Origin of the sequence: Streptacidiphilus cavernicola (assembly GCF_042510955.1) — a bacterium.
In the GTDB taxonomy this organism is placed as follows: Bacteria; Actinomycetota; Actinomycetes; order Streptomycetales; family Streptomycetaceae; genus Streptacidiphilus; species Streptacidiphilus cavernicola.
In genome coordinates this window covers 28,837-55,317 of the sequence record NZ_JBHFAB010000021.1, presented here as the reverse complement: position 1 = coordinate 55,317, position 26,481 = coordinate 28,837, and the positions used below count along the sequence as shown (strand labels likewise).

At 72.0% G+C, this 26,481-nt stretch carries 19 protein-coding genes; 10 read left to right on the top strand and 9 right to left on the bottom strand.

The genetic code is table 11. From position 1 onward, the window contains the following. Window positions 1-119: 119 nt before the first annotated feature. Together ACEZDE_RS24890 and ACEZDE_RS24885 are read right to left on the bottom strand one after the other, a co-directional pair. Complete coding sequence (locus ACEZDE_RS24890; protein WP_380539932.1) at window positions 120-1,037, bottom strand: sucrase ferredoxin; 918 nt, start codon at window positions 1,035-1,037, stop codon at window positions 120-122. 16 nt (window positions 1,038-1,053) lie between these two features. Next, window positions 1,054-2,682, bottom strand: coding sequence for an IucA/IucC family protein (locus ACEZDE_RS24885; protein WP_380539929.1), 1,629 nt, complete (start codon window positions 2,680-2,682; stop codon window positions 1,054-1,056). 86 nt (window positions 2,683-2,768) lie between these two features. Here ACEZDE_RS24885 and ACEZDE_RS24880 point away from each other — a divergent pair, with 86 nt between their 5' ends. After that, a complete protein-coding gene (locus ACEZDE_RS24880) occupies window positions 2,769-4,379 on the top strand; it encodes an IucA/IucC family protein (protein WP_380539926.1) in 1,611 nt (536 codons plus the stop codon). Window positions 4,380-4,524: 145 nt separating this feature from the next. Here the strand turns inward: ACEZDE_RS24880 and ACEZDE_RS24875 are convergent, their stop codons facing one another. Next, window positions 4,525-6,978, bottom strand: a complete 2,454-nt coding sequence (locus tag ACEZDE_RS24875; RefSeq protein WP_380539923.1) for a DNA gyrase/topoisomerase IV subunit A — start codon at window positions 6,976-6,978, stop codon at window positions 4,525-4,527. Window positions 6,979-7,219: 241 nt separating this feature from the next. Here ACEZDE_RS24875 and ACEZDE_RS24870 point away from each other — a divergent pair, with 241 nt between their 5' ends. Together ACEZDE_RS24870 and ACEZDE_RS24865 are read left to right on the top strand one after the other, a co-directional pair. Continuing rightward, window positions 7,220-8,602 (top strand): M16 family metallopeptidase, encoded by a 1,383-nt coding sequence (locus tag ACEZDE_RS24870; protein ID WP_380540139.1) that lies wholly within the window; start codon window positions 7,220-7,222, stop codon window positions 8,600-8,602. Then, window positions 8,599-9,984 carry a M16 family metallopeptidase gene (locus ACEZDE_RS24865; RefSeq protein WP_380539920.1) on the top strand — a complete coding sequence of 462 codons (1,386 nt, stop codon included), beginning with the start codon at window positions 8,599-8,601 and terminating at the stop codon, window positions 9,982-9,984. Before ACEZDE_RS24870 ends, ACEZDE_RS24865 begins: the two co-directional genes overlap by 4 nt. Here the strand turns inward: ACEZDE_RS24865 and ACEZDE_RS24860 are convergent. Beyond that, the gene (locus ACEZDE_RS24860) at window positions 9,925-11,205 is read right to left on the bottom strand and encodes an MFS transporter (RefSeq protein WP_380539918.1); all 1,281 of its coding nucleotides are present in this window, start codon (window positions 11,203-11,205) and stop codon (window positions 9,925-9,927) included. The genes ACEZDE_RS24865 and ACEZDE_RS24860 overlap by 60 nt on opposite strands. 144 nt (window positions 11,206-11,349) lie before the next feature. Then, window positions 11,350-12,615 carry an MFS transporter gene (locus ACEZDE_RS24855; RefSeq protein WP_380539915.1) on the bottom strand — a complete coding sequence of 422 codons (1,266 nt, stop codon included), beginning with the start codon at window positions 12,613-12,615 and terminating at the stop codon, window positions 11,350-11,352. A gap of 224 nt (window positions 12,616-12,839) precedes the next feature. Between ACEZDE_RS24855 and ACEZDE_RS24850 the strand changes: the two genes are divergently transcribed. The 3 genes from ACEZDE_RS24850 (at window position 12,840) to ACEZDE_RS24840 (ending at window position 16,803) form a co-directional block, all read left to right on the top strand. After that, the gene (locus ACEZDE_RS24850) at window positions 12,840-13,511 is read left to right on the top strand and encodes a TetR/AcrR family transcriptional regulator (protein WP_380539912.1); all 672 of its coding nucleotides are present in this window, start codon (window positions 12,840-12,842) and stop codon (window positions 13,509-13,511) included. Window positions 13,512-13,601: 90 nt separating this feature from the next. Continuing rightward, window positions 13,602-15,128 (top strand): MFS transporter, encoded by a 1,527-nt coding sequence (locus ACEZDE_RS24845; RefSeq protein ID WP_380539909.1) that lies wholly within the window; start codon window positions 13,602-13,604, stop codon window positions 15,126-15,128. Window positions 15,129-15,609: 481 nt separating this feature from the next. Beyond that, window positions 15,610-16,803, top strand: coding sequence for an RtcB family protein (locus tag ACEZDE_RS24840; protein WP_380539906.1), 1,194 nt, complete (start codon window positions 15,610-15,612; stop codon window positions 16,801-16,803). A 93-nt stretch (window positions 16,804-16,896) separates the two neighbouring features. Here the strand turns inward: ACEZDE_RS24840 and ACEZDE_RS24835 are convergent, their stop codons facing one another. Both ACEZDE_RS24835 and ACEZDE_RS24830 read right to left on the bottom strand, forming a co-directional pair. Beyond that, window positions 16,897-18,048: a protein-L-isoaspartate O-methyltransferase family protein gene (locus tag ACEZDE_RS24835; RefSeq protein ID WP_380539903.1), complete on the bottom strand. Its 1,152-nt coding sequence runs from the start codon at window positions 18,046-18,048 to the stop codon at window positions 16,897-16,899. A gap of 12 nt (window positions 18,049-18,060) precedes the next feature. Continuing rightward, window positions 18,061-18,954 carry a radical SAM protein gene (locus ACEZDE_RS24830; protein WP_380539900.1) on the bottom strand — a complete coding sequence of 298 codons (894 nt, stop codon included), beginning with the start codon at window positions 18,952-18,954 and terminating at the stop codon, window positions 18,061-18,063. Between the two features lie 914 nt (window positions 18,955-19,868). Between ACEZDE_RS24830 and ACEZDE_RS24825 the strand changes: the two genes are divergently transcribed. Both ACEZDE_RS24825 and ACEZDE_RS24820 read left to right on the top strand, forming a co-directional pair. Beyond that, window positions 19,869-21,101: a helix-turn-helix transcriptional regulator gene (locus ACEZDE_RS24825; protein WP_380539897.1), complete on the top strand. Its 1,233-nt coding sequence runs from the start codon at window positions 19,869-19,871 to the stop codon at window positions 21,099-21,101. Window positions 21,102-21,113: 12 nt separating this feature from the next. Continuing rightward, a complete protein-coding gene (locus ACEZDE_RS24820) occupies window positions 21,114-21,470 on the top strand; it encodes a hypothetical protein (RefSeq protein WP_380539894.1) in 357 nt (118 codons plus the stop codon). 75 nt (window positions 21,471-21,545) lie between these two features. Here the strand turns inward: ACEZDE_RS24820 and ACEZDE_RS24815 are convergent, their stop codons facing one another. Then, on the bottom strand, window positions 21,546-21,911 hold the full coding sequence (locus ACEZDE_RS24815; RefSeq protein ID WP_380539891.1) for a hypothetical protein: 366 nt from the start codon (window positions 21,909-21,911) through the stop codon (window positions 21,546-21,548). 172 nt (window positions 21,912-22,083) lie between these two features. On the opposite strand from ACEZDE_RS24815, the gene ACEZDE_RS24810 reads away from it, so the two are divergent. Next, a complete protein-coding gene (locus tag ACEZDE_RS24810; protein WP_380539888.1) occupies window positions 22,084-22,434 on the top strand; it encodes a hypothetical protein in 351 nt (116 codons plus the stop codon). A gap of 2 nt (window positions 22,435-22,436) precedes the next feature. Here ACEZDE_RS24810 and ACEZDE_RS24805 read toward each other — a convergent pair whose 3' ends face one another. After that, window positions 22,437-25,865 carry a hypothetical protein gene (locus tag ACEZDE_RS24805; RefSeq protein WP_380539885.1) on the bottom strand — a complete coding sequence of 1,143 codons (3,429 nt, stop codon included), beginning with the start codon at window positions 25,863-25,865 and terminating at the stop codon, window positions 22,437-22,439. Window positions 25,866-26,010: 145 nt separating this feature from the next. Between ACEZDE_RS24805 and ACEZDE_RS24800 the strand changes: the two genes are divergently transcribed. Next, window positions 26,011-26,466 carry a signal peptidase I gene (locus ACEZDE_RS24800; protein ID WP_380539882.1) on the top strand — a complete coding sequence of 152 codons (456 nt, stop codon included), beginning with the start codon at window positions 26,011-26,013 and terminating at the stop codon, window positions 26,464-26,466. The last annotated feature ends 15 nt before the right edge of the window (window positions 26,467-26,481 follow it).

Here is a 26,481-nt window from a genome sequence, read left to right as displayed (position 1 = left end):
GCCGCGGCACCGGGAACGACAGGGCCTCCGGGCGCGACGGGGGAGGCGCGCCCGGAGGCGTTTCCAGCGTAACGCGTGCGACGGCTCCCGCGTCGGGACTTCGGCGCTCTGCCCGGTGATTACTTCGTCGGCTGAACAAAGAGCCCGTCGGTCCGGACGTCGTAGCGGTCCGGGTTGGTGGGCAGTTTGAGGCAGCTCTCGGAGCGGGCCGGCTCGGCGGCGCTGCGCCGGACCTCCACCGTCCAGCTGCGGCCGTCCGTGTGGGTGACGGTGACCGACCAGGCGTCCTCGCCGCAGGCGGCCTGGTCGACCGTCAGCGCGTCAGCCGAGGTCTCGCCGATGCCCGCGCGTACGGCGAGTTCGGCGGCCTGTCCCGGCCGGTCCCAGAAGGAGCGGCCTCGGCACCACTCGGGGACCATCCGGCCGTCCCTGGTGGCCTCCAGGATCTCCTTGGCGGTGTGCGCGGACATCCGCCCGTAGGCGTAGCCGTAGGGCAGCACCAGCATGGTGGGGGAGAAGCGGTGGCCGCCGAGGTGGGTGACCTCCCAGACCTGTGCGTGCCCGCTGGCGGCCAGCTCCGCGGCCAGCGGGCGGCCGAGCAGGGCGCAGCAGCGGTCGCGCCGCCCGTTGGTGCACACCATGGCCAGCGGCTCGCCGGTGTACTCGCGCCACAGGCCGCCGTGGCCGCCTGCGGCCGGTCCGGTGAAATCCAGCCCCAGCAGCTCGGCCGGGTCGTCCAGCACCGTCTCGCGGACCCAGGAGCGGCCGGGGCCGGTGTGGGCGAGGTAGACCTGACGGCTGGGGGTGGGCGGGGCGTCCGCGTGCCGGCCGGGGCGGCGGATCAGCGCGATCCGCAGACCGGTGCCCTCGGCCCTGGCCTCCAGCGCGCGGCCGATGGCCGGATCCAGGTGGCTGTGGGTGAGCGCCCTGGCACCCCAGGGGCCCGGCTGCTCCAGCAGCAGCCAGGTGGCGCCGGTGGCGGCTGTGCCGCTCATTGGCTCGATCAGTTCCCTTGACAGGGTGGTGCAGGTGCTCACCTAGGCAAGGTTAGCCTTACTGGCTCGACTTTCCCCCCGGGGCTGCTGCAAGGGGGTTGGGCAGCAGTGTCCACTGGTCGCCCGGGGGTTGCCCTTCGAGCCGCATCCGGCTCAGTGCCTTGACCGGGAGCGGCTGCTCCAGCAGCGCCCGCCGGTCCTCGGGCGTCAGCACCGCCGCCGCCGACCGGGCCGCGTCGGCGACCGCGGCCCACAGTTCGTCCTCCAAGCCCCTTGAACCGAGGCCGAGCTGGGACACCAGGCTGCTGAAGCCGCCGCCGAGCAGCGAGCCGGTCAGTTTGCGCCGCAGCCGGGCCGGGTCGTCCTCCAGCACATGGCCGGCCAGCCCGCCTGGGTGCACTCCGATTCCGGCCAGCCGCAGCGGGCTGATCCTGACGTCGGCGAGATCCCGGTAGACCAGCCGCAGCGGGCGGTCCCGCTGGTCCAGGACCACCAGCAGGTTCTGGCCATGCGCTTCCAGGGCCACCCCCCAGGACAGCAGTCGCAGCAGCGGCGGCCAGGCCAGCCGGGCCAGGCCGCCGAGCCAGGCCACCGGGTCGCCGGACACCGCGCTGATCGCCCCCAGCGGCAGTACCCGTTCGCCCGGACCGGCGTGGACCTCGGGGGACTCCCGGACCAGCACCGCCAGTTCCGCGCTGAACTCCCGCCCGGGGCCGGTCAACGAGCCGCACCGGGGTCCGGTCAGCGCGGAGGCCGCGGCCAGGTTTCGGGTGATCACCAGGGCCCCGCCGAGCCGCTCGGTCACCGCGGTCAGCAGCGCGGACAGGGCGCCGCTGTTGCGCACCGAGCTGCCGGAGATGTCCCGCACCGAGGAGGTCATCCGCAGCGACAGCGCGGTCTTGAGGTGCGGGCCGCCGTCGACCGGGGCCAGGGTCCGCAGCGCCATCAGCGGATCCGCCGTCAGCGAGCCCTCGGCGGCGGGGAAGCCGAGCCCCGGCAGCACCTCGCGCAGCTGCCAGGGGTGGGCCGGCAGCAGCAGCCTGCCGCGGCCGTCGCGCAGCGCCTCGGGCCAGTCGCCGACCACCGCGCAGGCGGACGGCGGCAGCGGCACCAGGCCGAGCGGCACCACCGGACGGTGCTCCGGCGCGTAGGCGAGCTGGTCGGCGACGGTGAACCCGGGACGGCTGCGGCAGCAGGGGTGGTAGGGATGGCCGTCCACCACGCTCTGCTCCTGGCCGACCAGGCCGGTGCCGCGGGGCGGGGTCGCGGCGTCTGCGGTCCCTGCCGGGCCTGCCTTGCCAGACGCGTCTGCCGCGCCCGCGCGGGAGAGGGCGAGCGAGGCGGTGCTGTGCGCCACCTCGGCGGCGAAACCCGCCCCGCCGACCAGGCCCAGCGCGGTGACCAGCGCGGCCGGGTCGGTGAAGGTCCGGCCGTCGGCCTGCACGGTGAACTCGTCCTTGGGCGCGCCGACCTCGTATCCGCGCAGGTCGGGGCCATCGAGCCGGTGCCCTTCGGCGCCGGGCAGCTGTTCGAACCGGAGCGAGCGCCAGAGCCGGGCCAGCACCGCGGCCCGTGCACCGGGCAGCGCCCGGTGGAAGGCCGGGACCAGGTCGGGGCGGACCGCCCGCAACTCCTCGGCGAAGGAGGACTCCAGCGAGTGTTCGGGCGGTCGCGGATCGGAAGGCATGAATCGGTCATACCCCGCGTTTGCGGTGGATCACCGAAGGAGACTGGTCCAGGGTCGGAACATTCCACCTGGGAGGGGGACGGCGGATGAGCGGGCAGAGGGAGCGGGCGGACGCCCTGGCGCTGACGGCGCTGCTCAACTGCGTGGTCGGCGAGCTGGCCGTGCCCGAGGGCGAGCTGCTGCTGCTCCCGGCGAGCGGGCAGCGGCTGCGGGTCGAGCCCGGCCGGTGGCCGGAGCGACCCGCGCTGCTGACCCCGCAGGGGCCCCGGCCGCTCGCCCTGGCAGACCTGGTCGAGGTCGCCGAACGCGAGCTGCGGGCCCGTACCGGCGTGGACAACGGCACGCTCGCGGCGGAGATCGCGGACAGCCGGGACGTGATCGCCGCGCTGCTCGCCGCCCGGGAGCGGCGGACCCCGCCCGCCGACCTGTTCCTGCGCTCGGAGCAGGCGCTGGTGGCCGGCCACCGCAGGCACCCGGCCGCCAAGACCCGCGGCGGCGGCCCGGTCGGGGGATGGCTGCCGTACGCGCCGGAGGCGTACGCCTGCTTCCCGCTGACGCTGCTGGGCGTGCGCGAGGACCTGCTCGCGGGGGACGGCGACAGCGGCGTGCTGGACCAGCGGTGGGGCGGCCTGGCCCCGCCGGGATTCCGGATCCTGCCCGCCCACCCCTGGCAGCTGCGGTTGATCGAGGGCAGCCCGGCGACGGCCGCGGCGTTCGCCGACGGACGGCTGCGGGTCCTCGGGCCGACCCCGGAGCGGGCCTGGGCCACCTCCTCGGTCCGCACCGTGTACCTGCCGGACGCCGACCTGTTCCTCAAGTTCAGCCTGGACGTGCGGATCACCAATGACATCCGCCGGCTCTGGCTGCGCGACCTGCGCTGGCTGGTCCCGGTGGACGAGGCGGTGGCCAAGGCCTTCGGCGACGCACCGGCCGGGGCGTCCATGCTCGCCGACCACGGCTACCGCACCGCCGCGCTCGGCGGGGCGGCGGGGGCAGCGGGTGTGGGGGTGGCGGGGTCGGCGGGGTCGGCCGACGAGGACGCCTACGAGGCGCTCGCGGTGCTGGTCAGGGACGGTTTCGGGCCGCTGTCCGGGAGCAGCCGCCCGTTGCTCGCCGCCGGGCTTGCCGAGGGTTTCCCCGGCAGCCCGCTGGACCGCCTGTCGGACCGCGGCGGCGCCGACGAGGCTGCCCTGACCTGGTGGCGCCGCTACGTCGAGCAGGTGGTCCCCCCGGTGCTGCACGCGTATCTGCGGCACGGCGTGGTGCTGGAGTGCCATCTGCAGAACGTCCTGGTCGGGATGGACGCCGAGGGCTTCCCGGACCGGGCGGTGTTCCGCGACCACGAGGGGGTCAAGCTGCTGACGGAGCGTCACGGCGACCTGCTGGCCAGCCTGGGCCCGGATCTGCCGACCCCCGGGCTGGCGGCGGCGGACGGCTGGAAGCGGCTGGTCTACTGCCTGGTGACGAACCATCTGCTGGAGATCGCCGGGGCGGTGGCCGAACGGCGCCCCGCCGTCGCGTCCGCGCTCTGGCCTGCGGCCCGCGCGGTGTTCGCGGCCTGCGCCGACCACCGGGAGGTCGCCGACCTGCTGGCGGCGGCGACGGTGCCGGCCAAGACCAACCTGCTGCTGCGCTGGACCGGCGCGGACGGCGGGGACTCGGCGTACACGCCGCTGGCGAACCCGCTTCGAGGCTGACCGCCGTCCGGCGGGGGCAGCCCGCACCGCGGGGTCGTCAGGCGGGGCGGCGTCGCGCTGGACCCGGGGCGGGACGGTCGCGGGGCAGGTGCGCCCGGGGACTTCCCGGGCGCACCCAACCGCCGCTCCGCGGTTCAGGTCTCCGTCACACCGGCCCGGCGACCGCCGCGATCTCCTTGGCCAGCGGGACGCCCGAGCCGTCCCGGCGCGGGTCGCGGCCGGGGAGCTCGGCGGGGGAGCCGTTGGCGGTGGCCGCGCGGGCCGGGGTGGGCCCGGCCCAGGCCAGCACCAGCCGGTCCTCGCCCTTCAGGAAGCGCTGGCAGCGCACCCCGCCGGTGGCCCGCCCCTTGCGCGGGTACTGGTCGAACGGCGTTGCCTTCGCGGTGCCGAGGCCGAGGCCGTCCAGTGCGTCGGCGGCGCCCGCGACGGTCACCACCAGCGCGTCCACCGCGCCGTCCACCGCGGTGAAGGAGAGCACCTTCGCTCCGTCGGCGAGCTTGATCCCGGCCATGCCCCCGGCCGGACGGCCCTGCGGCCGGACCTGGGACGCCTGGAACCTGAGCAGCTGCGCGTCGGAGCTGATGAAGACCAACTCCTCCTCGCCGGTGTGCAGTTCGACCGCGCCGACGACCCGGTCGCCGTCCTTGAGGCCGATCACCTCGAACTCGTCCTTGTTCTCCGGCCAGTCCGGGACCACCCGCTTCACCACGCCCTGCTCGGTGCCCAGGGCCAGGCCCGGGGAGGACTCGTCCAGCGTGGTCAGCGCGAGCACCCGCTCGCCCGCGTCCAGCTTCAGGAACTCGGCGACCGGCGCGCCGCCGGAGAGCACCGGCGCGCCCGCGCTCGGCGGCAGCGACGGCAGGTCGATCACCGGCATCCGCAGCACCCGTCCGGCCGTGGTCACCACGCCGATGTCGGCGCGGGCGGTGGCCGCGACCGCGGAGACCACCACGTCGTGCCGGGAGCGTCCGCCGCCCTCGGTGGCCGCGGCCGGCTCCAGCTCACTGGTCCTGGCCAGCAGTCCGGTCGAGGACAGCAGCACCCGGCAGGGGTCGTCCGCGACCTCCAGCGGCACCGCCGCGGTGGCCACCGCGCCGGCCTCCAGCAGCACCGTGCGCCGCTCGGTGCCGAACTGCTTGACCACCGCGGCCAGCTCGTCGGAGACGACCTTGCGCAGCAGGGTGTCCGACTCCAGGATCTCGGTCAGGCCCTGGATCTCGGTGTGCAGCTTGTCCTGCTCGGCCTCCAGTTCGACCTGGTCGAACCGGGTGAGCCGGCGGAGCGGGGTCTCCAGGATGTAGAGCGTCTGCGTCTCGGAGAGCCCGAAGCGCTGCATCAGCCCTTCCTTGGCCATCGCGGTGTTGTCGCTGCCGCGGATGATCCGGATCACCTCGTCGATGTCGATCAGGGCCACCAGCAGGCCCTCGACCAGGTGCAGCCGGTCCTGGCGCTTGCGGCGCCGGAACTCGGAGCGCCGCCGGACCACCTCGAAGCGGTGGTCGACGTAGACCTCCAGCAGCTCCTTCAGACCCAGCGTCAGCGGCTGGCCGTCGACCAGGGCGATGTTGTTGATGCCGAAGGACTCCTCCAGCGGCGTCAGCTTGTAGAGCTGTTCGAGCAGGGCCTCCGGCACGAAGCCGTTCTTGACCTCGATCACCAGGCGCAGGCCGTGCGAACGGTCGGTCAGGTCCTTGATGTCCGAGATGCCCTGCAGCTTCTTGGCGTTGACCAGGTCCTTGATCTTGGAGATGACCTTCTCCGGGCCCACCGTGTACGGCAGCTCGGTCACCACCAGGCCCTTGCGGCGCGGGGTGACGTCCTCGACGGTGACCTTGGCGCGGATCTTGAAGGTGCCCCGGCCGCTCTCGTAGGCGTCCCTGATCCCGCTCAGGCCGACGATCCGGCCGCCGGTCGGCAGGTCCGGGCCGGGGATGAAGCGCATCAGCGCGTCCAGGTCCGCGCCCGGGTGCCGGATCAGGTGCCGGGCCGCCGCGACCACCTCGCCCAGGTTGTGCGGCGGCATATTGGTGGCCATCCCGACCGCGATCCCGGACGTGCCGTTGACCAGCAGGTTCGGAAAAGCCGAGGGCAGGACGCCGGGCTCCTGCTCGCTGCCGTCGTAGTTGGGCGCGAAGTCGACGGTGTCCTCGTCGATCGACTCCACCATCGCCATCGACGCGGCGGCGAGCCGGGCCTCGGTGTAGCGCATCGCGGCCGGCGGGTCGTCGTTGCCCAGCGAGCCGAAGTTGCCGTGGCCGTCGATCAGCGGCAGCCGCATCGAGAACGGCTGCGCCATCCGGACCAGGGTGTCGTAGATCGACGCGTCACCGTGCGGGTGCAGCCGCCCCATCACCTCGCCGACCACGCGGGCGCTCTTCACATACCCGCGGTCGGGGCGCAGCCCCATCTCGTTGGCCTGGTAGAGCACCCTGCGGTGGACGGGCTTCAGTCCGTCCCGTGCGTCCGGGAGCGCGCGGGAGTAGATGACCGAGTAGGCGTACTCCAGATAGGAGTTCTGCATCTCGTCCACGACGTCGATGTCGAGGATCCGCTCCTCGAAATCCTCGGGCGGCGGGGTCTGCGAACTGCGGCGGGCCATCGCGGCGGGGCTCCCTTGCGCTCATGGACAGGCACTGGCGAATCGGTACGGGCGCCCCCATTGTGACCCCTCGCGCCGACACTCCTGTGACAGGGCCGTGCCGCGGGCCGCCGCGGACCTGCCGGGAAGAACGCCGGCAGCGAACAGGAGCACAATCCGGAGCGCCGCTTCGTTGCACCACAATGAGGGCAAGTTCAGTATTCGGCAGGCAGCAGCAACCGACCGGAAGGACGACGAGCGGATGGCCCACCCGGCCCCCAGCACCACCGAAGGAACCGTCATCATCGAGCACACCCTGGCCAACGGGCTGCGGGTAGTGCTCTCCGAGGACCACCTCACCCCGGTCGCGGCCGTGTGCCTCTGGTACGACGTCGGCTCCCGGCACGAGGTCAAGGGCCGCACCGGCCTGGCCCACCTCTTCGAGCACCTGATGTTCCAGGGCTCCGCCTCGGTCCCCGGCAACGGGCACTTCGAGCTGGTCCAGGGCGCGGGCGGCTCGCTCAACGGGACCACCAGCTTCGAGCGCACCAACTACTTCGAGACCATGCCGGCCCACCAGGTCGAGCTGGCGCTGTGGCTGGAGGCGGACCGGATGGGCTCGCTGCTCTCCGCCCTCGACCTGACCGGCCTGGACAACCAGCGCGCGGTGGTGAAGAACGAGCGCCGCCAGCGCTACGACAACGTCCCGTACGGAACCGCGTTCGAGCGCCTGGTCGCGATGGCCTTCCCGGACGGCCACCCCTACCACCACACCCCGATCGGCTCGATGGCGGACCTGGACGCGGCGACCCTGGCCGACGCCCAGGACTTCTTCCGCACCTACTACGCGCCCAACAACGCGGTGCTCTCGGTGGTCGGCGACATCGACCCGGAGCAGACCCTGATGTGGATCGAGAAGTACTTCGGCAGCATCCCCTCGCACGACGGCAAGCGCCCGCCGCGGGACGGCGGCACGGTGGTCCGCGACGGCGTGGCGCCGCTGCGCCAGCACCTGGTCGAGGAGGTGCCCTCACAGGCCTTGATGGCCGCCTACCTGCTGCCGCAGGACGGCACCCGCGAGGCCGACGCCGCCGACCTGGCGCTCACCATCCTCGGCTCCGGCGAGTCCAGCCGCCTCTACAACCGGCTGGTCCGCCGCGACCGCACCGCGGTCACCGCCGGGTTCGGGCTGCTGCGGCTGGCCGGGGCGCCGTCCCTGGGCTGGCTGGACGCCAAGACCTCGGGCGAGGCCGGGATCGGGACGGTCGAGGCGGCGGTGGACGAGGAGCTCGCCCGCTTCGCCGCCGAGGGCCCCACGCCCGAGGAACTGGAGCGGGCGCAGGCGCAGATCGAGCGGGAGTGGCTGGACCGGCTGGACACGGTGAACGGCCGCGCCGACGAGCTGTGCCGCTACGCGGTGCTGTTCGGCGACCCCAAGCTGATGGACGGCGCCCTGGCGAAGGTGCTCGACGTCACCGCGGAGGAGGTCAAGGCGGTGGCCGCGCGGTATCTGACGCCGGAGAACCGCGCCGTGCTGACCTACGAGCCGGCGCCGCCGCAGGGCGACGACGCCGACTCCGGCGCTTCCGCCGACGCCGCCTCCGCTGACTCCGCCGCCGACTCCGACCAGGACGTGAACCGATGACCATCGCCTCCACGATGACCTTCCACCCCCGCCCCGAGCCGGGCGAGGCCACCCCCTGGGCGTTCCCCGCGCCGACCCGCAGCACCCTGCCCAACGGGCTGACCGTGCTGCGCTGCGACCGTCCCGGACAGAAGCTGGTGGCGGTCGAACTGCTGCTGGACGCCCCGCTCGCGGCCGAGCCGGCCGGTCTCGACGGCGTCGCCACCGTCCTGGCCCGCGCCTTCTCGGAGGGGACCCAGCAGCTCACCGCCGAGGAGTTCGCGGGCGAGCTGGAGCGCGCCGGGGCCAACCTGGACGCGCACGCCGACCACACCGCGCTGCGGCTGTCCCTGGAGGTCCCCGCCTCGCGGCTGGAGCGCGGCCTGACCCTGCTCGCCGACGCCGTCCGCGGACCCGCGCTGCCCGAGGCCGAGATCGAGCGGGTGGTCGCCAACCGGCTGGACGAGATCGTGCACGAGCTGGCCAACCCCAGCCGCCGGGCCGCGTTCGCGCTCTACGGCGACCTCTTCGCCGCCGCCGACCGGATCTCCCGCCCCCGGGCCGGGACCGCGGACACGGTCAAGGGGATCGACCGCGCGGCGGTGGCCGCGTTCTACGCCGCGCACGTCCGCCCGGCCACCGCGACGGCGGTCATCGTCGGGGACTTCTCCTCGGTCGACTTCGACGCGGTGCTCGGCTCCACCCTGGGCGACTGGACCGGGACCCCGGCCCCCGCGTCCGTCCCGGCCCCGGTGGTCGGCGACGACACCGGGCGGGTCGTCATCGTCGACCGGCCCGGGTCGGTGCAGACCCAGGTCCTGATCGGCCGGATCGGCCCCGACCGGCACGACCCGTCCTGGGCGGCGCAGATCCTCGGCACCTACTGCCTCGGCGGCACCCTCACCTCGCGCCTCGACAAGGTGCTGCGCGAGGAGAAGGGCTACACCTACGGGGTCCGCGCCTTCGCCCAGCCGCTGCGCTCGGGGGCGGACGGCAGCGGCCGGGCGCTGCTGGCGATCTCCGGCTCGGTGGACACCGAGTCCACCGTGCCGGCGCTGACCGACACCTGGGCCATCCTGCGTACGCTGGCCGCCGAGGGCCTGACCGACGAGGAGCGGGACATCGCGGTGCAGAACCTCGTAGGGGTGGCGCCGCTGCGCTACGAGACGGCGTCGGCGGTCTGCTCCACCCTCGCCGACCAGGTGGAGCAGGCGCTTCCGGACGACTACCAGGCGCAGGTCTACCGCAGGCTCGCGGAGACCGGCACGGCCGAGGCCACGGCGGCGGTCGTGGCTGCCTTCCCGCCGGACCGGCTGGTCACCGTGCTGGTGGGTGACGCGGCGTCAATCGCAGGACCGCTCAAGGACCTGGGACTCGGCGAGATCACCGTCGTGCCCGCCTGAGCCGGTGTCAACGGCCGGTGGCGGGTGGGCGGTCGTCCGCCCGCCCGCCACCGTCGCCGCGACGGCCGCGAGGCCGGCCAGCACGGCGGCGGCGGTGAACACCGCACCGCTCCCGCCCCGGTCCAGCAGCGCCCCGGCCAGCGCCGAGCCCAGCGCGGAGCCGAGGTTGTAGCCGGTGTTGACCCAGGCCCCGGCCTCCACCCTGGCCCCCGCCGGGACCAGCACGTCCACCAGCAGATAGGCCGTGATCAGCAGCAGGTCCATGCTGATCCCGGCCCCCAGGAAGGCGACCGCGGCGGCCGGGACCACCGGCAGCAGCGCGGGCAGGGCGAAGCACAGCGCGCCCGCGGTTCCGAGCAGCGCGAGCCGTCGGCCGAGCGGGGCCCGCCAGGACCCCCGGCCGTAGGCCAGCCCGCCGACGGCGCCGCCCACCGAGCAGACGGTCAGCAGCGATCCGGCGGTACCTGCGCCCCACGCGGCGAGCGAGGCGATCTCCGCCACCGCGAGGGCGCCGCCCGAACCCAGCACCACCAGCAGCATCAGCGCGAAACCCGGCCTGCGCAGCGGCCCCGGGCCCGACCTCGCGTCCGCGTCGGCGGGTCCCGGGCGCAGCCCGCCGCCCGGGACCCGCCGGAGCGCCGCCGCCAGGGCCGAGAAGCCGAGCAGGACCAGCGCCGCGCAGACTGCCAGGGCCGACGGCGCCGACCAGGCGCCGATCAGCGTCCCGCCGAGCGCGGGACCCGCGGCGAAGACGCTCGACTCGGAGACGGTGTCCAGGCTGAGCGCCCGCTGCCGCTGTTCGGGTCCGGGCGCGAGCACTCCCCACAGGGCCCGCATCAGCGGCCCGACCGGGGGCGGGAACACCCCGGTCACCCCGGCCAGGGCGATGGCGGACCAGGGCGCCGCGCCGGTGCGGCCGGTCAGCGCGATCACGGCGAGCAGCCCGGCGTAGACCGCGGCCAGCAGCATCAGACTGCCGGGACGGCGCTCGACCAGCCGCGCCCTGGCCGGTCCGAGCAGTGCGCTGACCAGGCCGAACAGACCGGCGGCAGCCCCGGCGACGGCATAGGAGCCAGTGCTCTGACGAAGGGTCAGCAGCAGCGGCAGGCTGAGCAGTCCGTAGGACAGCCGGGCGAGCATCGCGGCGGCGAAGAGGCCGCGGGCATGCGGGAGGGAGAGGACGGCGCGATAGCAGGCGCCGCCCCCGGCGGGGCGTGGCATGGGGATTCTCCGGACACTGGACGCGGACATGACGGAGCGTCGCCGCCGCCTGGCCGCGCGGCTGAGCCTGCGCGGGCGGGGCGGAGCTGCGGGTCCGTCTAGTGCGGTCCGGAGGGGAGGTGCATGGGAAGACCCTACGGGGTCTCAGTCGCGGTCGGCCAGCGCTTTCCAGCCGAGCCCGGCGGCGAGCAGCAGTGCCACGCCGGAGCAGGCGAAGCCGGCCCGGGCGCCGAGGGTCTCGATCACGCCGGAGACCAGGAAGCCGGTGATCGGGACGGTTCCCGGCAGGGCCATGCTCCACAGGCCCATCACCCGGCCGCGCATCTCCGCCGCCGAGCGCAGCTGGACCAGGGTGTTCGCGGTGGCGATGAACCAGATCGAGGTGAAGCCGGCCAGCGCCATCGCCGCGAACGCCAGGAACAGGAACGGGGAGTAGGCGACCAGCAGCACCGAGCCGCCGGTGGCCGCGGCGAGCACGCGGACCCTGGGTCCGGTCGGCGCGCGGGTGGCCGAGGCCAGCAGGGCGCCGGGGAGCGCGCCCAGGCCGAAGGCGGAGAGCAGCGCGCCGTACCCGCCGCCGCCGAGGTGGAAGGTGCGGGTGGCGAGCACCGGCAGGGCGATGCCCATGGTGAACAGCATCCCGCCGGCGGCGGCCATCGGCAGACAGGCCCGTACGGTCGGGTTGTGCCAGGCGTAGCGCAGTCCGGACCGGATCGCGCCGCGCTCCTTGGGCGGACGGGCGGAGGCCGGGTCGGCCTGCGGCACCAGCCGCCACAGCACGTACAGCGGTCCGAGCAGCGCGACGGCGTTGACCAGGAAGCAGGCGCCGGGGCCGACCGTGGCCAGCAGCACGCCGCCCAGGGCCGGGCCGAGCACCCGGGAGGCGTTGACCACCACCTCCCAGAGGCCGACCGCGCCGGCCAGGCCGTCCCGGCCGACCAGGTCGACGATGAAGACCTGCCGGGCCGGGGAGTCCAGGGCGGCGACCGCCCCGGTGCACAGGGAGACCGCCAGGATGATCCACAGCGACAGCGCCCCGACGGCGTCGAGCAGGCTCAGCACCAGACCGGCCAGCATCAGCAGGAACTGGGTCAGCAGCAGGATCCGGCGGCGGTCGTGCCGGTCCACCCGGGCTCCGGCCCACGGGCCGAGCAGCAGCATCGGGCCCCAGCTGCAGACGGTCAGCACGCTGAGCCAGAAGGCGTTCCCGGTGCTCTGCAGCACCACCCAGGACAGCGCGACCACCTGGGTGGCGTTGCCGGACGCGGACAGGATCTGGCTGCCGAACCACCAGCGGAAGTCGCGCCGCTGCAGCGTCCCGCCGATGCGCGCGAGCGCACCGGCGACCCCTTCGCGGCGGGCCGCCGCGATGGTGTCCGCGGTCGGCTCGGTGGCTGGTTCCGCAGTCATGGTCTAGACCTCCCCTGGTCGCACGCGGACGTTACCGGCCCTGAGCTGCACCGCAGCAGAATGTGGCGTAGCTCACGCCTGGCTGGGCAATTTCTGGGGACCCTCTCCCCGTTTAGCTGGTTGACTTAGTGAAACGGGGAGACGATCCCCGTATCCGTAGTCGAGTCCACAGTCGGAATCCAACCCGGGCCTGTGAACCGGCGTACCAGCAGAAGGAGGTCCCCATGGTCGCGCAAACCACCGTCCGCGGTGCCGCCCCCCGGCTGCGCGCCGACGCCACCCGCAACCGTGAGCGTATCGTCGCCGCGGCGCAGGAGGCATTCATAGAGTTCGGCGCGGACGTCCCGCTGGACGAGATCGCCCGACGAGCCGGCATCGGCAACGCCACGCTCTACCGGCATTTCGCCGACCGCCGCGAGCTCGTCCGCAGTGTCGTCCTCTCGGTGCTCGCCACCATGGCCGAGGAGGCCAAGGCGATCATGGACGACGCCCCCGACGCCTTCACAGCGCTGGAGGGCTTCGTGCACGGCGCCGTCGAGTGGAAGGTGGGGGCCCTGTGTCCGCTGCTCTCCGAGTGGATGGACGTGGCCGAGCCTGACATCCTGGCCGCGCGTGACCGTCTCGACATCGTCGTCGGGAGCGTCATCGAGCACGCCCAGACCGAGGGATCGCTGCGCAGCGACATCGGCCCCGGCGACATCATGATCCTTGCCTCTCAGATCGCCCGGCCGCTGCCGGGCGCCACCACTGTCGACCACGACTACTTCGTGCACCGGCACCTCCAACTTGTCCTCGACGGGCTGCGCGCTCCCCAGCGCTCGACCCTTCCGGGGCGTCCGGCGACCCTTGAGGACCTGCGCGCAGGCTGCGCCGGCTCCCGTCCCGGGCACTGCTGACGCGGCACCGTCCGCACAGCACCTTCCGGCGCGCAATCGAGCGCACGCCGGTCCACGTTCAGCCCTGCCTAGACAGCCATGGGAACAGTCATGTCCAACCTCAGTACGTCAGCCAAGCCGGTTCAGCTCGAACCGGATCCGCAGCGCTGGAAAGCGCTCGTCTTCATCGCCATCGCCCAGCTGATGGTCGTCCTCGACGCCACCGTCGTGAACATCGCGCTTCCGCACGCCCAGCACGACCTGCACATCTCCGACGCCAACCGGCAGTGGGTCATCACCGCCTACAGCCTCGCCTTCGGCGGCCTGCTCCTCTTCGGCGGACGCGTCTCCGACCTGTGGGGACGCAAGCGCGCCTTCATAGTCGGCCTGGTCGGCTTCGCGCTGGCCTCGGCCCTCGGCGGCGCCGCCGTCAACGAGGGCATGCTGCTCGGCGCCCGCGCCCTGCAGGGCGTCTTCGGCGCCCTGCTCGCACCGGCCGCGCTGTCCCTGCTCGCGGTCACCTTCACCGAGGCCAAGGAGCGCGCCGCGGCGTTCGGCATCTTCGGCGCCATCGCCGGCGCCGGCGGCGCGGTCGGCCTGATCCTCGGCGGTGTGCTCACCCAGTACGCCAACTGGCGCTGGGCCCTGTTCGTGAACATCCTCTTCGCGATCGTCGCCGCCGCCGGTGCGGTCCTCTTCATCCACGAGCGCGAGGACGGCCGCAACCGGGACCGTCTCGACATCCCCGGCGTGCTGCTCGCCACCACCGGCCTGGTCGCCCTGGTCTACGGCTTCACCAAGGCCTCCACCCCCGGCGACGGCTGGGGCGCGCCGATCACCATCGGCATGTTCGTCGCCTCCGCCGTGCTGCTGGCCGCGTTCGTCCTGGTCGAGAGCAAGGTCAAGGCGCCGCTGCTGCCGCTCCGGGTCATCGCCAACCGCAACCGCGGCGGGGTCTACCTGTCGCTGGGTCTCGCCATCATCGGCATGTTCGGCCTGTTCCTCTTCCTGACCTACTACCTCCAGCAGGTCCACGGCTACACCCCGACCAAGACCGGTCTGGCCTTCCTGCCGATGATCGGCGGCATGATCGTCGGCTCCACTCAGATCGGCGCCCGGCTGATGACCCGGGTCCCGGCCCGTCTGCTGATGGGCCCCGGCTTCCTGGTCGCGGCCGTCGGCATGCTGATCCTGACCCAGCTCAAGGTCGACAGCTCCTACGCCGCGGTGCTGCTGCCCGGCTTCCTGCTGCTGGGCCTCGGTATGGGTACCGCGTTCATGCCCGCCATGAGCCTGGCCACCTACAAGGTGCAGCCGCGGGACGCGGGTGTCGCCTCCGCCATGATCAACACCTCGCAGCAGATCGGTGGCTCCATCGGCACCGCCCTGCTCAGCACCATCGCCGTCAACGCCACCACCAGCTTCGCCAAGACCCACGGCGTCGGTACCCCGGCTCTGCTGGCACAGGCCCAGGTGCACGGCTACGTGGCCGCGATCTGGGTGGCGGTCGGCATCCTGGTGGTCGCCGCCGGCCTCACCTTCAGCCTGGTCAACGCCGGCCGCGACGCCGTCGCCCCGCCCACCGGCGGCGCCGGCGAGGAGGTCGGCGAGGCCTCCATCCCGGTGATCGCGCACTGACCGCGCGGGTCGGTTACTGATCGTACTGATCACGTCGATCACGCGCTGATCAGTAACTGACAGAACCTCACATGGCAGTACCCGGCAGGCTCGACGGCCCCGTCTCGAACACCGAGGCGGGGCCGTTCGGTCGTTAATTCATTGCGGCGGCCCCCGCCGCCGTGGCTAGATAGTCCTGCGACCGGCTGACAGGCCGGTCCGGAGGCAGTGGAGAGGAGGCGGTCACCATGCGGGTCGAGTCGATGCGCAGGCATGTCAGTGCCTGCTCCTCCCTGCGGCGACGCCCCTCCACTGCCTGCACCAAGCGCTGAGCCGCTGGGCCGTTGGGCCCGGGTCTGGGCCTGAGCCGAGCTGAACGTCACCGCGCCGTACGGCTGCCAGTGTCAGCACCGGTCTTCACTACGGCCCCCTTTTCGCTGTTTCGCCGTTCTCGCACATTCGTCGTTCTCACACACCATCCGACCGCGGAGGTCGAACAACCATGTCGTACACCGAAGTCCCCGGAGTCCGGGTCCCGATCCGGATGTGGACGGACCCGGCGGCGGTCGAAGGCCAGGCCATGCAGCAGCTGCGGAACATCTCCTCGCTGCCGTGGATCAGCGGCCTCGCCGTCATGCCGGACGTCCACCTGGGCAAGGGCGCGACCGTCGGTTCCGTCATCGCCATGAAGGGCGCGGTCTGCCCGGCCGCGGTCGGCGTGGACATCGGCTGCGGGATGAGCGCGGTGAAGACCTCGCTCACCGCCCGGGACCTCCCGGACGACCTCAGCCGGCTGCGCTCGAAGATCGAGCAGGTCATCCCGGTCGGCCGCGGCGCCCACGCCGAGGCCGTGGACCCGCGCAAGCTGTACGGCTTCCCGACCGCCGGGTGGGACGACTTCTGGTCCCGCTTCGACGGCATCGCGGACGCGGTGAAGTGGCGCCGGGAGCGGGCGATGTCGCAGATGGGCAGCCTCGGCTCGGGCAACCACTTCGTCGAGGTCTGCACCGACACGACCGGCGCGGTCTGGCTGATGCTGCACTCCGGCTCCCGCAACATCGGCAAGGAGCTGGCCGAGCACCACATGGGCGTCGCCCAGCAACTGCCGCACAACCAGGGCCTGGTGGACCGCGATCTCGCGGTCTTCATCGCGGACACCCCGCAGATGGGCGCCTACCGCCAGGACCTGTTCTGGGCGCAGGAGTACGCCAAGAACAACCGCGCGGTGATGATGGCGCTGTTCCAGGAGGTGGTCCGGAAGGAGTTCCCGAAGGCGAAGGTCGCCTTCGAACCGGTGATCAGCTGCCATCACAACTACGTCAGCGAGGAGCGCTACGAGGGTGAGGACCTGCTGGTCACCCGGAAGGGCGCGATCCGGGCAGGCTCCGGCGACCTGGGGATCATCCCCGGCTCGATGGGTACCGGTTCGTACATCGTCAAGGGTCTGGGCAACGAGCACGCCTTCAACTCCGCCTCGCACGGCGCCGGCCGGAAGATGAGCCGCAGCGCGGCGAAGCGGAAGTTCGGCGTGCGCGACCTGGAGGAGCAGACCCGTGGCGTCGAGTGCCGCAAGGACTCCGGCGTCGTGGACGAGATCCCCGGCGCGTACAAGCCGATCGAGAAGGTCATGGCCCAGCAGACCGACCTGGTCGAGGTCGTCGCCCAACTCAAGCAGGTCGTCTGCGTCAAGGGCTGACCGGCGAACCGGCATCTCACCGTCGACATGACGATGCCTGGGTACCTGTCGTGGAACGCAGGTAGCCGGGCATCGTGGGGCGGGGTCTCCCCGTCAGACGTGAGATCCGAGGGTGACGGCCCAACTCCCGTGCGACAGCGTGGTCTGGCCCTCGGGGGTGATGGTGACGGAGGCTCCGTAGACGGGTAGCGCCCCGTTGGACAGCCAGTCGTGTCGGATGCCGTCCAGGATGTCCCACAGTCGCCGGGGGCCTGCCTGGTGGACGATGGGCGGTTCGCCCTTGGGGCCGGTGGCTCGTGCCCAGGAGCCGTCTTCGTGGACCATGACGGCCGTTCGTACCCCGTCGGCGCCCTCGTCGTACCCGTGCTGGACACCGGGGACGGCGAGGGCGAACGCGGACATGAGTTCCCAGGTCTCGGCGACCTGGACGACCGGATACCGGCCGGTGCCGACGTCCTCCCCCTCGTCGGTCCAGGCGTGCCGGGTGCTGGGTGTCGGCGGGTAGTCGCCACCCGTTCTGGTGGCCATGAACCCGGCCCGCTCCCAGGTGACTTGTCCCCTGGCTCCACCGTCGGGTGTCTTGTCTGCGGCGATGACGATGCCGGTTCCGGCGATGTTCGTGACCAGCCGTCCGCCGTCGTTGAGGGCGGACAGCCATCCCGCCGGGATGTGGGGCAGGCCGACCGTGGACACGATGCGGTCGAACCTGCCGGGCAACTGCCCCGTGATTTCGCAGACCGCCACCTTGGGGAACAGGCCGAGTGCCTTCAGCCGGGCGGATGCAGCTTGGACCAGGTACGGGTCCACGTCCACACTGGTGACCCGCTGCTCGCCGAGTCGATCGGTCAGCAGCCCGGTGCCGTAACCGCTCCCGGTCACGCACAGCACGTCGGACGCGTTGGTGATCAGTGCGTGCTGAAACATTGCCACCACCAGACCGGGGAGCGTGGACGATGACGTCGGCAGGCCGGTCGGGTGGTCGTCGCTGGTGGCGTGGTCGGCGTGCAAGCCACCCACACGGGTGACGAGCGTCCGGTTGCTGTACGCGGCGTTGAGCCAACGTTCCGGGTCGTCCTCCCCGACTCGCAGGGTCCAACCGCCCTCGTCGGCCAGGTACCGCCACCAGCGGGGAACGAGAAGATGACGGGGGGTCGCGGCAACGGCTCCGTGCCACGGTGACGACGGGTGCACGACCTCGTCGGCCAAGGCGGCGGAGCGTGCTCTCCAAGCCAAGTCAAAGCCCATGCTCCCAGCCTCTCAGTACGACGGGCCGCAGGCGTCGGACTCGGCCGGAGAGCAGTCGCTTCCGTCCTGGTCCGGGTTGCAGGCGGTGGCTGGGAAGTTCTCCCACGGGTCCACACCGGGGGACGGCTGGCAGGAGTCCTCCCTGGGGGTGCACGAGTCGGGAACGCAGGCACCGTGACCGTCCGGGCGCGGGCTCGGGATGCGGGCGGCGATGCTCTGCCACTCCGGGCCGCCGATGATGGCTGCCAGCGGAGTGCCGTGGACGTTGCCCGCCGTCATCATCGCGCCCGACATGACGCAGCCGGCCACGTCGCCGTTCGGCATGACGGCCGCCCGGCCGTGGGTGCAGTTGCCGCAGAGTTCGGCCGTGTCCTTCCCGCCGCCCTCCCCGGCTCCGCGTCCGATCCCGCGCAGCCGGTCCGTGCGGATGTTGGTCACGCCGAGGGCACGCAGCTCGGCCTTGGCCTCGTCGACTCGCTGGCCCTCCCGGATGTCCACCAGCGCGGCCCGTACCGGGATGCCGTGACCGACGGCCTTGATGATGTTGGCCTTCGTCCTCTTGTGCGACCCGCGGTGCTTGGTGATGGCCTCGTGCTCGTCGGCCTGGTCGCTGTAGTAGCTGGTGGCCAGGACCACGCCGCGCTGACGCAGCACCGGCCACAGCTCCGGCCGGACGTGGATCAGGTTGCTGAACACCTCCACGACCATGCCCAGGTCGAGCGCGCGGTTCACCAGTTCGGGAAGGTCGGGGTGGAGCGTCGCCTCACCGCCGATGAACTGGATCTGACCGACTCCCATGGCGGCGGCCTGGTCGAGAACGGCCAACCAGTCCTCTCGGGTCATGTCGCCCGCCGTGCCGCTCGGGCCGGACTCGTTGTAGCAGTGCCCGCAATGGGCTTGGCACATTCGAGTGATGTCCAAGGCGAGGAATCGCGTCGTCGCCTTCTGGGTCTGTGCGGGTTCGATGGTCGTGGTCACAGCTTGTCACTCTCTGACGGTCGGTGATGGGCCTCCGCACCCCCTCGGCGCGAAGGCCCGTCCCGATCAGGCTGACTGCCTGTCCGGTTCTCGCAGACCCGCCCCGGAAGGGGACGGGAGACTGAGGGGCGGAGCGTCGGCCAACTCGCGGCGCTGGCGTAAGGCCAGGGCGTGCGCGCGGTAGGCGTCGAAGGCCATCCGTATCTGTTCAGCGCGCTGCCAGCGCGGGTTAGTGGGAGCGCTCACCAGCCCTGCCCCAGGCTCCAGATGCTTGCGCTGCTCCCGGCGTTCGCCTCGGCGACACGGGCCGACAGAGCTTCGCTGGCGGTGGCTGCGCGCACATTGGGCGGGCATGGCCTGCCATTCGACGCCGCCGCTTGGCGTCCGCAGGTGTAGGCGGCCATCAACTACGGCTTTCACGAATCCCGTTCGGTCGTCGCGGGTGTCCACCACCCAATCGCCGGCCGCAGGTGCTGGGGGCGTTCCTGGTCGGTCATCATGCAGCCACCGCCGGGGCCTGCTCGCGGCCCATCAGGGGAGGCCGAGTCCACCACTCGTACCGGTCCATCTCCCGGTCGTAGGAGTCCGCCTCGCAGTGAGAACACCGCCGCGTTCCGGCCATGAGGATGGCCAGCCCTCCGCACGCACGGCACGTCTCCTTTCGTGCCGTACTCAACCAAGTGAACATGGCTTCCTCCGTGACGCTGATCTGCGACTTGTCGGTACTCCAAGGGAATCGCGGCGAGTTGATATCAGCCACGGCACTCCTGGGGCACTCTTGGTGCAGTCCCGTTCACGGTCTGCCACCTCTGGGCAGACTCGAAGGGAGCAGGAAGGCAAAGATGTCCAAGCGAACCCAACTGGTGAAGCGGCGTAAGGCCCTCGGCCTCAGCCAGGAGGACTTCGCCAATGCGGCGGAGACCGACCGTGCCACGGTGGGTCGCTGGGAGCGGGGAGAGAGCACTCCACAGCCCATTCATCGCCCAAAGCTCATGCGCATCCTGCAAGTTGACGCCGATGAGCTGGATCGGCTGTTATCGCCTGAACAAGCAGCAGAGTCCCCTCCCCTCGCTGTGGCCGTAGATTCGGGTGATCCTGACGACATGATCCGTCGTGACTTCCTACGCCTCCTGGCCCTGACCGGCTCCATGGCGATGCTGCCCGTCGACCCACAGCTACCTGAGGAGCGCTTCGAGGACTTCGAGGCCATGAACGGGCATCTGTGGCAGGTCTACCAGCTCGCCCGTTCGAAGAGTGCGGTTCTCCCACTAGTCCGGGATCAGCTGAGCGTCCTCTCCGGTGCCTTCAGCGCCGGCCGCGGGTCCAAACGACTGTGTGTGCTCTCCGCGGATCTGTTCCAACTTGCTGGTGAGGCCTTCTTCGACGGGGATCGGTACACCGACGCGGCACAGTGCTACATGCTGGCGATGTCCGCCAGCCGGGAGGCCGGCGCCTACGACTTGTGGGCTTGCGCACTGACCCGACATGCCTACGTGGGTCTCTATGAGCGCCGACACGGTGAGGCGTCGGAGATGCTGACCGTAGCTGAGCGTGTTGCCCTCCAAGGGGACAGCAGTCTGTCCACCCGCCATTGGGTTGCCTCGGTCCAGGCACAAGCATTCGCCGGTCTGGGGGCCATGGACGACTGTGAGCGTGCCTTGGAACGTGCTGAACAGGTGATGGAGCTTCCCGCAGGTTCCTCCAATGACGGTTGGCTCCGCTTCGACGGCTCCCGGCTGGCGGAGGAGCGCGGCGCACGGTACGTGGAGTTGGGACGGCTGGACCTGGCAGAGCAGGCGCTCACCGCTGCCCTCAAGCAGTCCACGTTGGCCAAGGGGCTGTCATATCGCAGGCGCGGAGCGGTGCTCGCGGACCTGGCTATCGTCGGGGCCAAGCGCCGGGATATCGAAGAAACCCTGACGCACGCATACGAGGCTGTGGACCTCGCGCGGCGCTCAGGGTCGGGGTACATCGCCCGTAGACTCCAGTCACTACGAGCGGAGTTGGCCCCAGTGGTCAGTGACGCACGAATCGCTGAACTGGACTCTGAAATCGTCGCCTTGAACGTGAGCTGAGGAGCTGCCGACATGACGGAGAAGGACGGACGCAAGTTTCGGGAAGCTTGGATCGCCGGGGTGCAGAAGCACTTCCCCGGAGAGCCGAAGCCGGGCTACATCTCTCCTTGGGCGGAGATGTCGGCGTGGGAGCAGGAGGCCGCGGCGACTGTCCACGGGCAGGTTCGAGGGCTCCTCGACGTCAGCTCGGGCAGGGCCGGCAAGCTGAGCCGCGAGCAAAAGGGGCGATTCGTGTCTCTGTGCTGGATTGCTCAGATCTACAAGCATTTCGAGGACCCGAAGCCGAGCTACGTTGCCGATTGGGCCGACCAGCCAGACTGGCAGCGAGAGACCAACGCGGATATTTTCGAAGCCATCGAGCATGAATAAAGTTGCTGATTCGGCCTGCCCTGCTACACCGATTACACAACTCACCCGACAAGCTAGGCCGCTCCCCTTGACGGTCTAGGTGCCGAACCTGGTGACCAGCATCTCGCCGAGGGTCAGGCGCTCGGCCATGTCCTCGGCCTGTGGGTACATCTGCGAGGAAAGCCTTAGCCCGGCGTCAACCAAGGCCTTGACGACGCCCTCGGCCAGGTCTGAGCGATCGTTCTCCGAGACAGTGCCCAGGTTGAACGACACCCAGATCCGCAAATCGTTGCCCAATGAAACGAGTACTGGTCCGCTCGGTGCTTGGCAGCCGATCTGGGCCCGGACCAAGACCTGCACAGTCGTGGCCCGCAGTTGGACCATCTTGTACTGGTCGACGGCCCGCGCCGCCGAGATGATCGCGTCGCCCAGGGCGTGCGTGGCCGGCACGGCTGCTGCCACCGAGATGGTGTACGGGCCCAGGGTCACGGTGTCGTCGCCGGGGTTATAACCGAAACTCCAGAAGTCCCGTGCGACCTCCCGCGGCTTGCTTCCGGCCCGGCGGGCGGCGCGCTGGGGCCCGAATTTCCCCTGCCCGCGTGACCAGTCCTCGAAGTGGGTCAGGCCGTCGCGGATGTTCCTGACACGCGCCCGGCACGTCGGCGGACTGCTGTGGCTCTGGGACGCCGCGGGCTGTGCGGCATACGACTCCACCGACGGGTCGCTCCGGTTCCGGGTCTCCATCGGGCAGCGACTTGCCCCGGGCGTCGTCGCCACCGGGACCGAGTACCTCATCGGCGGCGACCAGGGCACCCTGCTGCGCCTGGACCACGCCGGGCGCATCGTCCGGCGCAGCTCGGTGAGCCGTCGCATCACCGCTCTGCACAGGGCAGGTCCGGTCGAAGATCCCGAAGTCCTCCTGGTGGTCACCCGTGGCACTCTGCTCGCCCTCCGAATCGGCGAGAGCGGCGCGGTGGGTGAGTAGGGCTACTCCACCGCTGTGGTGAGGGTCAGGGCTGCCTCTCGGACGTCGGGGTGGGGGTGTCGGCGCAGGGCGCGGAGCTGGTGGCGCCAGGCGGGCGTCCAGTTGGTGCGGGAGCCGAGCGCGCCGGTGAGGGCGACGGCGAACAGGCCGCCGGTGTAGCCGGCGTCGGCCGTGAGCCGTTCGGCCGCGCGCAGCAGGACGAGCGGGTCGCCGGGGTGGCGGGCGGCGTTGAGCCGGTCGCGGAGGGTCCCCGCGGTGCGGGCGGCCAGGGCGGGGCGCCCGGCATGGAGGGCCTCCAGGCGCGTCAGCGCCGCGAGCAGGTGCTCTGGTTCCGCGTCGAGGTCGAGGGCCGTGGCGAACAGGTGGGTGCCGTACGACTCGAAGTCGGCGGCTGTGCGGAGGAGTTCGGACGCGCGCAGGGCGGCGGTCCGGATCGCCTGCGTGTGCCTCATCGTGACCGACGTCGACAGGCAGGTGACCAGGTGGGTGACCCGCCGACGGGCGGGGCGGTCGCGTTCGCTCTCCGCGTCCAGGTGGTGTTCGGGGGCGTAGGCTTCGGCGGCGACCAGTCGTGCCAGTGCCTCCAGGAGCGGGCCCGCGCCGTCCGTGGACGCGGCGAGTGCCACCAGGCCGTCCGCTGCCGCACGCCAGGAGGAGCGGTTGTCCAGGTCGACGGCGGCCGTCAGCAGCAGTTGCCGGGCCTGCGGGTACCACGGCGACCACCGGGCCAGCAGAGCTGTCGCGGCGTCGGCGGTCTCCCTGTCGCTGCTGGCCGCTACCTTCCCCACCAGTCGTGCGTAGCGGGGCCGATCGTCTTCCTGGAGCTGCTGGGGCTGGGTGCGCAGCACAGTGGCCTGGACGACGGGCAGGCCGTCTGCGGCGCTTTCCAGCAGGGCCCAGGCGGTCGGCGAGCGCAGCAGCTCGACGGCCATGGGCACGCAGGCCGCCTGCACGTCGCGGTGCTGTCCGGGCAGGGCGAACACCTCGGCGAGGATCTCGGCGGCGGTGCGCGAGGGCAGTTGGGAGACGACAAGGCGGACGAGTTCTTTGCGGCTGGTCACCTTGGCCGCGGGGGTGACGCCGTCCTCCGCGGGGAGCAGCGCACCGCGCAGCACCTCCGCCAGGAGGGACGGGGCGACGAACCTGGTGGCTCGTGCGGCCGCGTAGAGCGCGACCCTGGCCCGGTCGTCCCCGGCATGGGCGAGCAGCAGCGGGAGTGCGGAAGCAGGGCGGTCCGTCCACACCAGAGCACCGAGGGCGGCCTCGGCGAGGACGGTGTCGGGGGAGTCGAGGTAGCGGAGGGCGATCTGGAAGCCCAGGTCGGGAATGCTGACGGCGGCGTGGATATGTCCAGCCCGGACGTGCATGGGCCGCGAGGGGTCGTCTGCGGCCCGGGTGAGCAGTCGGGCGGCGGCGGCCCGCTGGCGAGGCAGCCAGGCGCCGACGCGGTCGACCGGTGGCACCCACCTGGTGCCGGCGGCCAGGAAGCGCCCGTACGGGGGCGTGTCGGCGAGCACGGCGTCCAACAGATCCGTGCGACGCTGCGTCAGCACCTCCAGCACCGGCTGGAGCACGGCGGCCGACGGTTCGAGTTCCAGTACCCGGGCGACCCGTTCGCCCCGGGTCGTGGGTTCGTCGAGCCACAGGCCCACCGCTTGGCGCACGGTCGTCAGGTCTCCGAACTGGATGGCCTGCCAGAGGAGTTCCTGCAGTTCGGGGAGATGACGGGCACGCCGGCCGAGGGCGCGGGCCAGGGCGAAGGTCAGCCGGTGATCGACCTTGTCCGCGGCGGCTTCCAGCCATGGCCGGAGCGCCTCGAAGACCTGGGCCTCCTGCCCCCGGCGGAGGGTTCGGTCGAGGCGGCCGAGGTCGGCGCCGCCGGTGTGACCGGAGAGCCGGGTCAGGGTGGTCAGTGCCCAACCCACCAGCAGGCGTTCGCCGCTCACCGCGTGTTCGCGCAGTAGCCCGACCGCCAGTTTGGCCAGGGCCCAGCGGGTGCGCGCCGAGTTGTCGCGCGCCTCGACGGCGTCGGTGACGATGCGCTCCAACGCATCGGCGTCCGGGCCGGTGAAGAGTCGGGGCGGGACGTCGGCGAGGGCGAGCAGGGCGGGGGAGCGGACCGGCTCCTGCTCGTTGCGCAGTCGTCGCAGGTCCTCCAGCAGTTCGGTGATCGCTGAGGGATCGTCGGACCGGGCCGCGTTGCGGACCAGCAGCGGGTATGCCAGCGCCCGGTCCTCCGGGGCAGGACGTCGGGTGGCGGCAAGCAAGTCGGGCCGGGCCTCGGGGACCGGTAGATGGGCGACAGCGGCCAGCACGGTCTCCCAGGGCGCACCGCGCTCGGCGGCCTGCGCGGCCATCCGTCGCGCTTCGGCCTGGGCCCGCTGACGGGGCAGCGCGTTCAGCAGAGTGTCGCTCAGACTGCTGGTGCTGAGGTCCTTGTCGGCGGTCGCGGCATCGTAGAAGGCCTCGCGCTGTGACGGCGGCAGCGCGCGCAGCAGCAGTGCGAGGGACTCCTGGGATGCGCTCCAGGCTCGGCCGAGGTCCAGTAGTTCCGGGAGCCCGAGCCGGGCCAGGCGGCTCAGAGCGGTTCGGGACACCAGCCCGCGCTGGGGTGGGCCCGCGAGCCGTTCCGGTGCCGTGAGCAGCCGGATCGTGCGTCCCGGCGCGGCCTTGAGCAGTTCGCCCAGGCAAGCCCGGACGGGGGCGGGCAGCTGGGCCGGGCAGTGGCGTTCCAGCAGTTCCAGTACGCGCAGCGGGCGGCCCGCCGCGGTAGCGGTGAAGACGTCCGCGTTGCGCTGCCACCACGGCACGCGCAACTGCTCGGGCAGATCGGCGAGTTGGCGGGCCACTTGGTCCAGTACCAGGTCGGGGTGGAGGCGGCCGAGGGGCTGCCAGCGGACCACGGCCAGGAAGAGTCCGGGCAGGAGTTGCTCCACTGCCTCGGGCCCGCACCCCGGCAGCAGCCGTGCGGCCTCCTCGTTGCCCCACAGCTCTCTGACGGAGCGGATCAGACGCTCGGCGAGGGCGGTCCGCCCACCGGCGACGACGATGGTGGCGAGTTGCCGGCGCACCGCCTGCGGGGCGTCGTCCATCGCCCGTTCCAGGGCGGCGTCGCTGACGGGCAGCCGCAGGGAGGACTTCAGCGCCTGGCTGCGGACGACGGCGTCGGGGTCGGCGAGGCGGGCCTCCAGGAAGGCGGTGTCCTGGCCGATCGCCGCGACCATGACCGCGAGTCGGCGCCCGTGCGGCCCACGGGCTTCCAACTCGTCGAGCAGCGTCCGCAGCCGCGCTGCGCCACGGCCTTCGGGGCTCTTGAGTTGATCCTGCGTCCAGGCGGCGAGCGCGCGCATCCGGGCGGGGTGGGCGAGTGGGTCGAGCTCGCTGTGGAGACGGTCGATCACTGCGCGGGGATCGTGGGACTCGGTGGCCATGGACATCATTCTGCGCCACGCTCCCGAACCCGCCGCCTCCGCGGATGGGTAGGGCGTGGGTCGGCTGAGGATGTGATCGTCCAGGGTCTGGGGAGCAAGCACGCCTGCGGGTCCGCGCCGGGGGTGGCTGGTAGCGTCCGGGGGCATGGGTGAGAGCGTTTACGCGGGGAACGCGGGGCGGGATGCGGGGTTGGACCGGGGATGGCTGCTCGGGCATTTCCGGGAGGTCGGGGATCCGCGGCACAGCACGGATGTCGAGATCAAGTGGGGGGTTCACCCGAAGGGCGACGAGCGGGCGCTGTGGGTGACCGGTGAGGCGCGGACGGCGCTGTTGGTGCTGATCAGCGGGCGGTTCCGGGTGCGGGTGCCGGGGCGGGACGTGCTGCTCGCCGAGCAGGGGGACTATGTGGTGTGGGGGAAGGGTGTGGACCACTCCTGGTTCGCGGAGGAGGAGTCGGTGGTGCTGACGGTGCGTTGGCCGTCCGTCCCCGGATACGCGGTGCGGGCGGAGGACGCGGGGGACGCCTCCGGCGGGGAAGCGGAAGTCGCCCACGGGGACGTGGAAGTGGGGGAGGCGGGGACCGCGGGCGTCGAGGCGTAAGCGGGGACGTGGAAG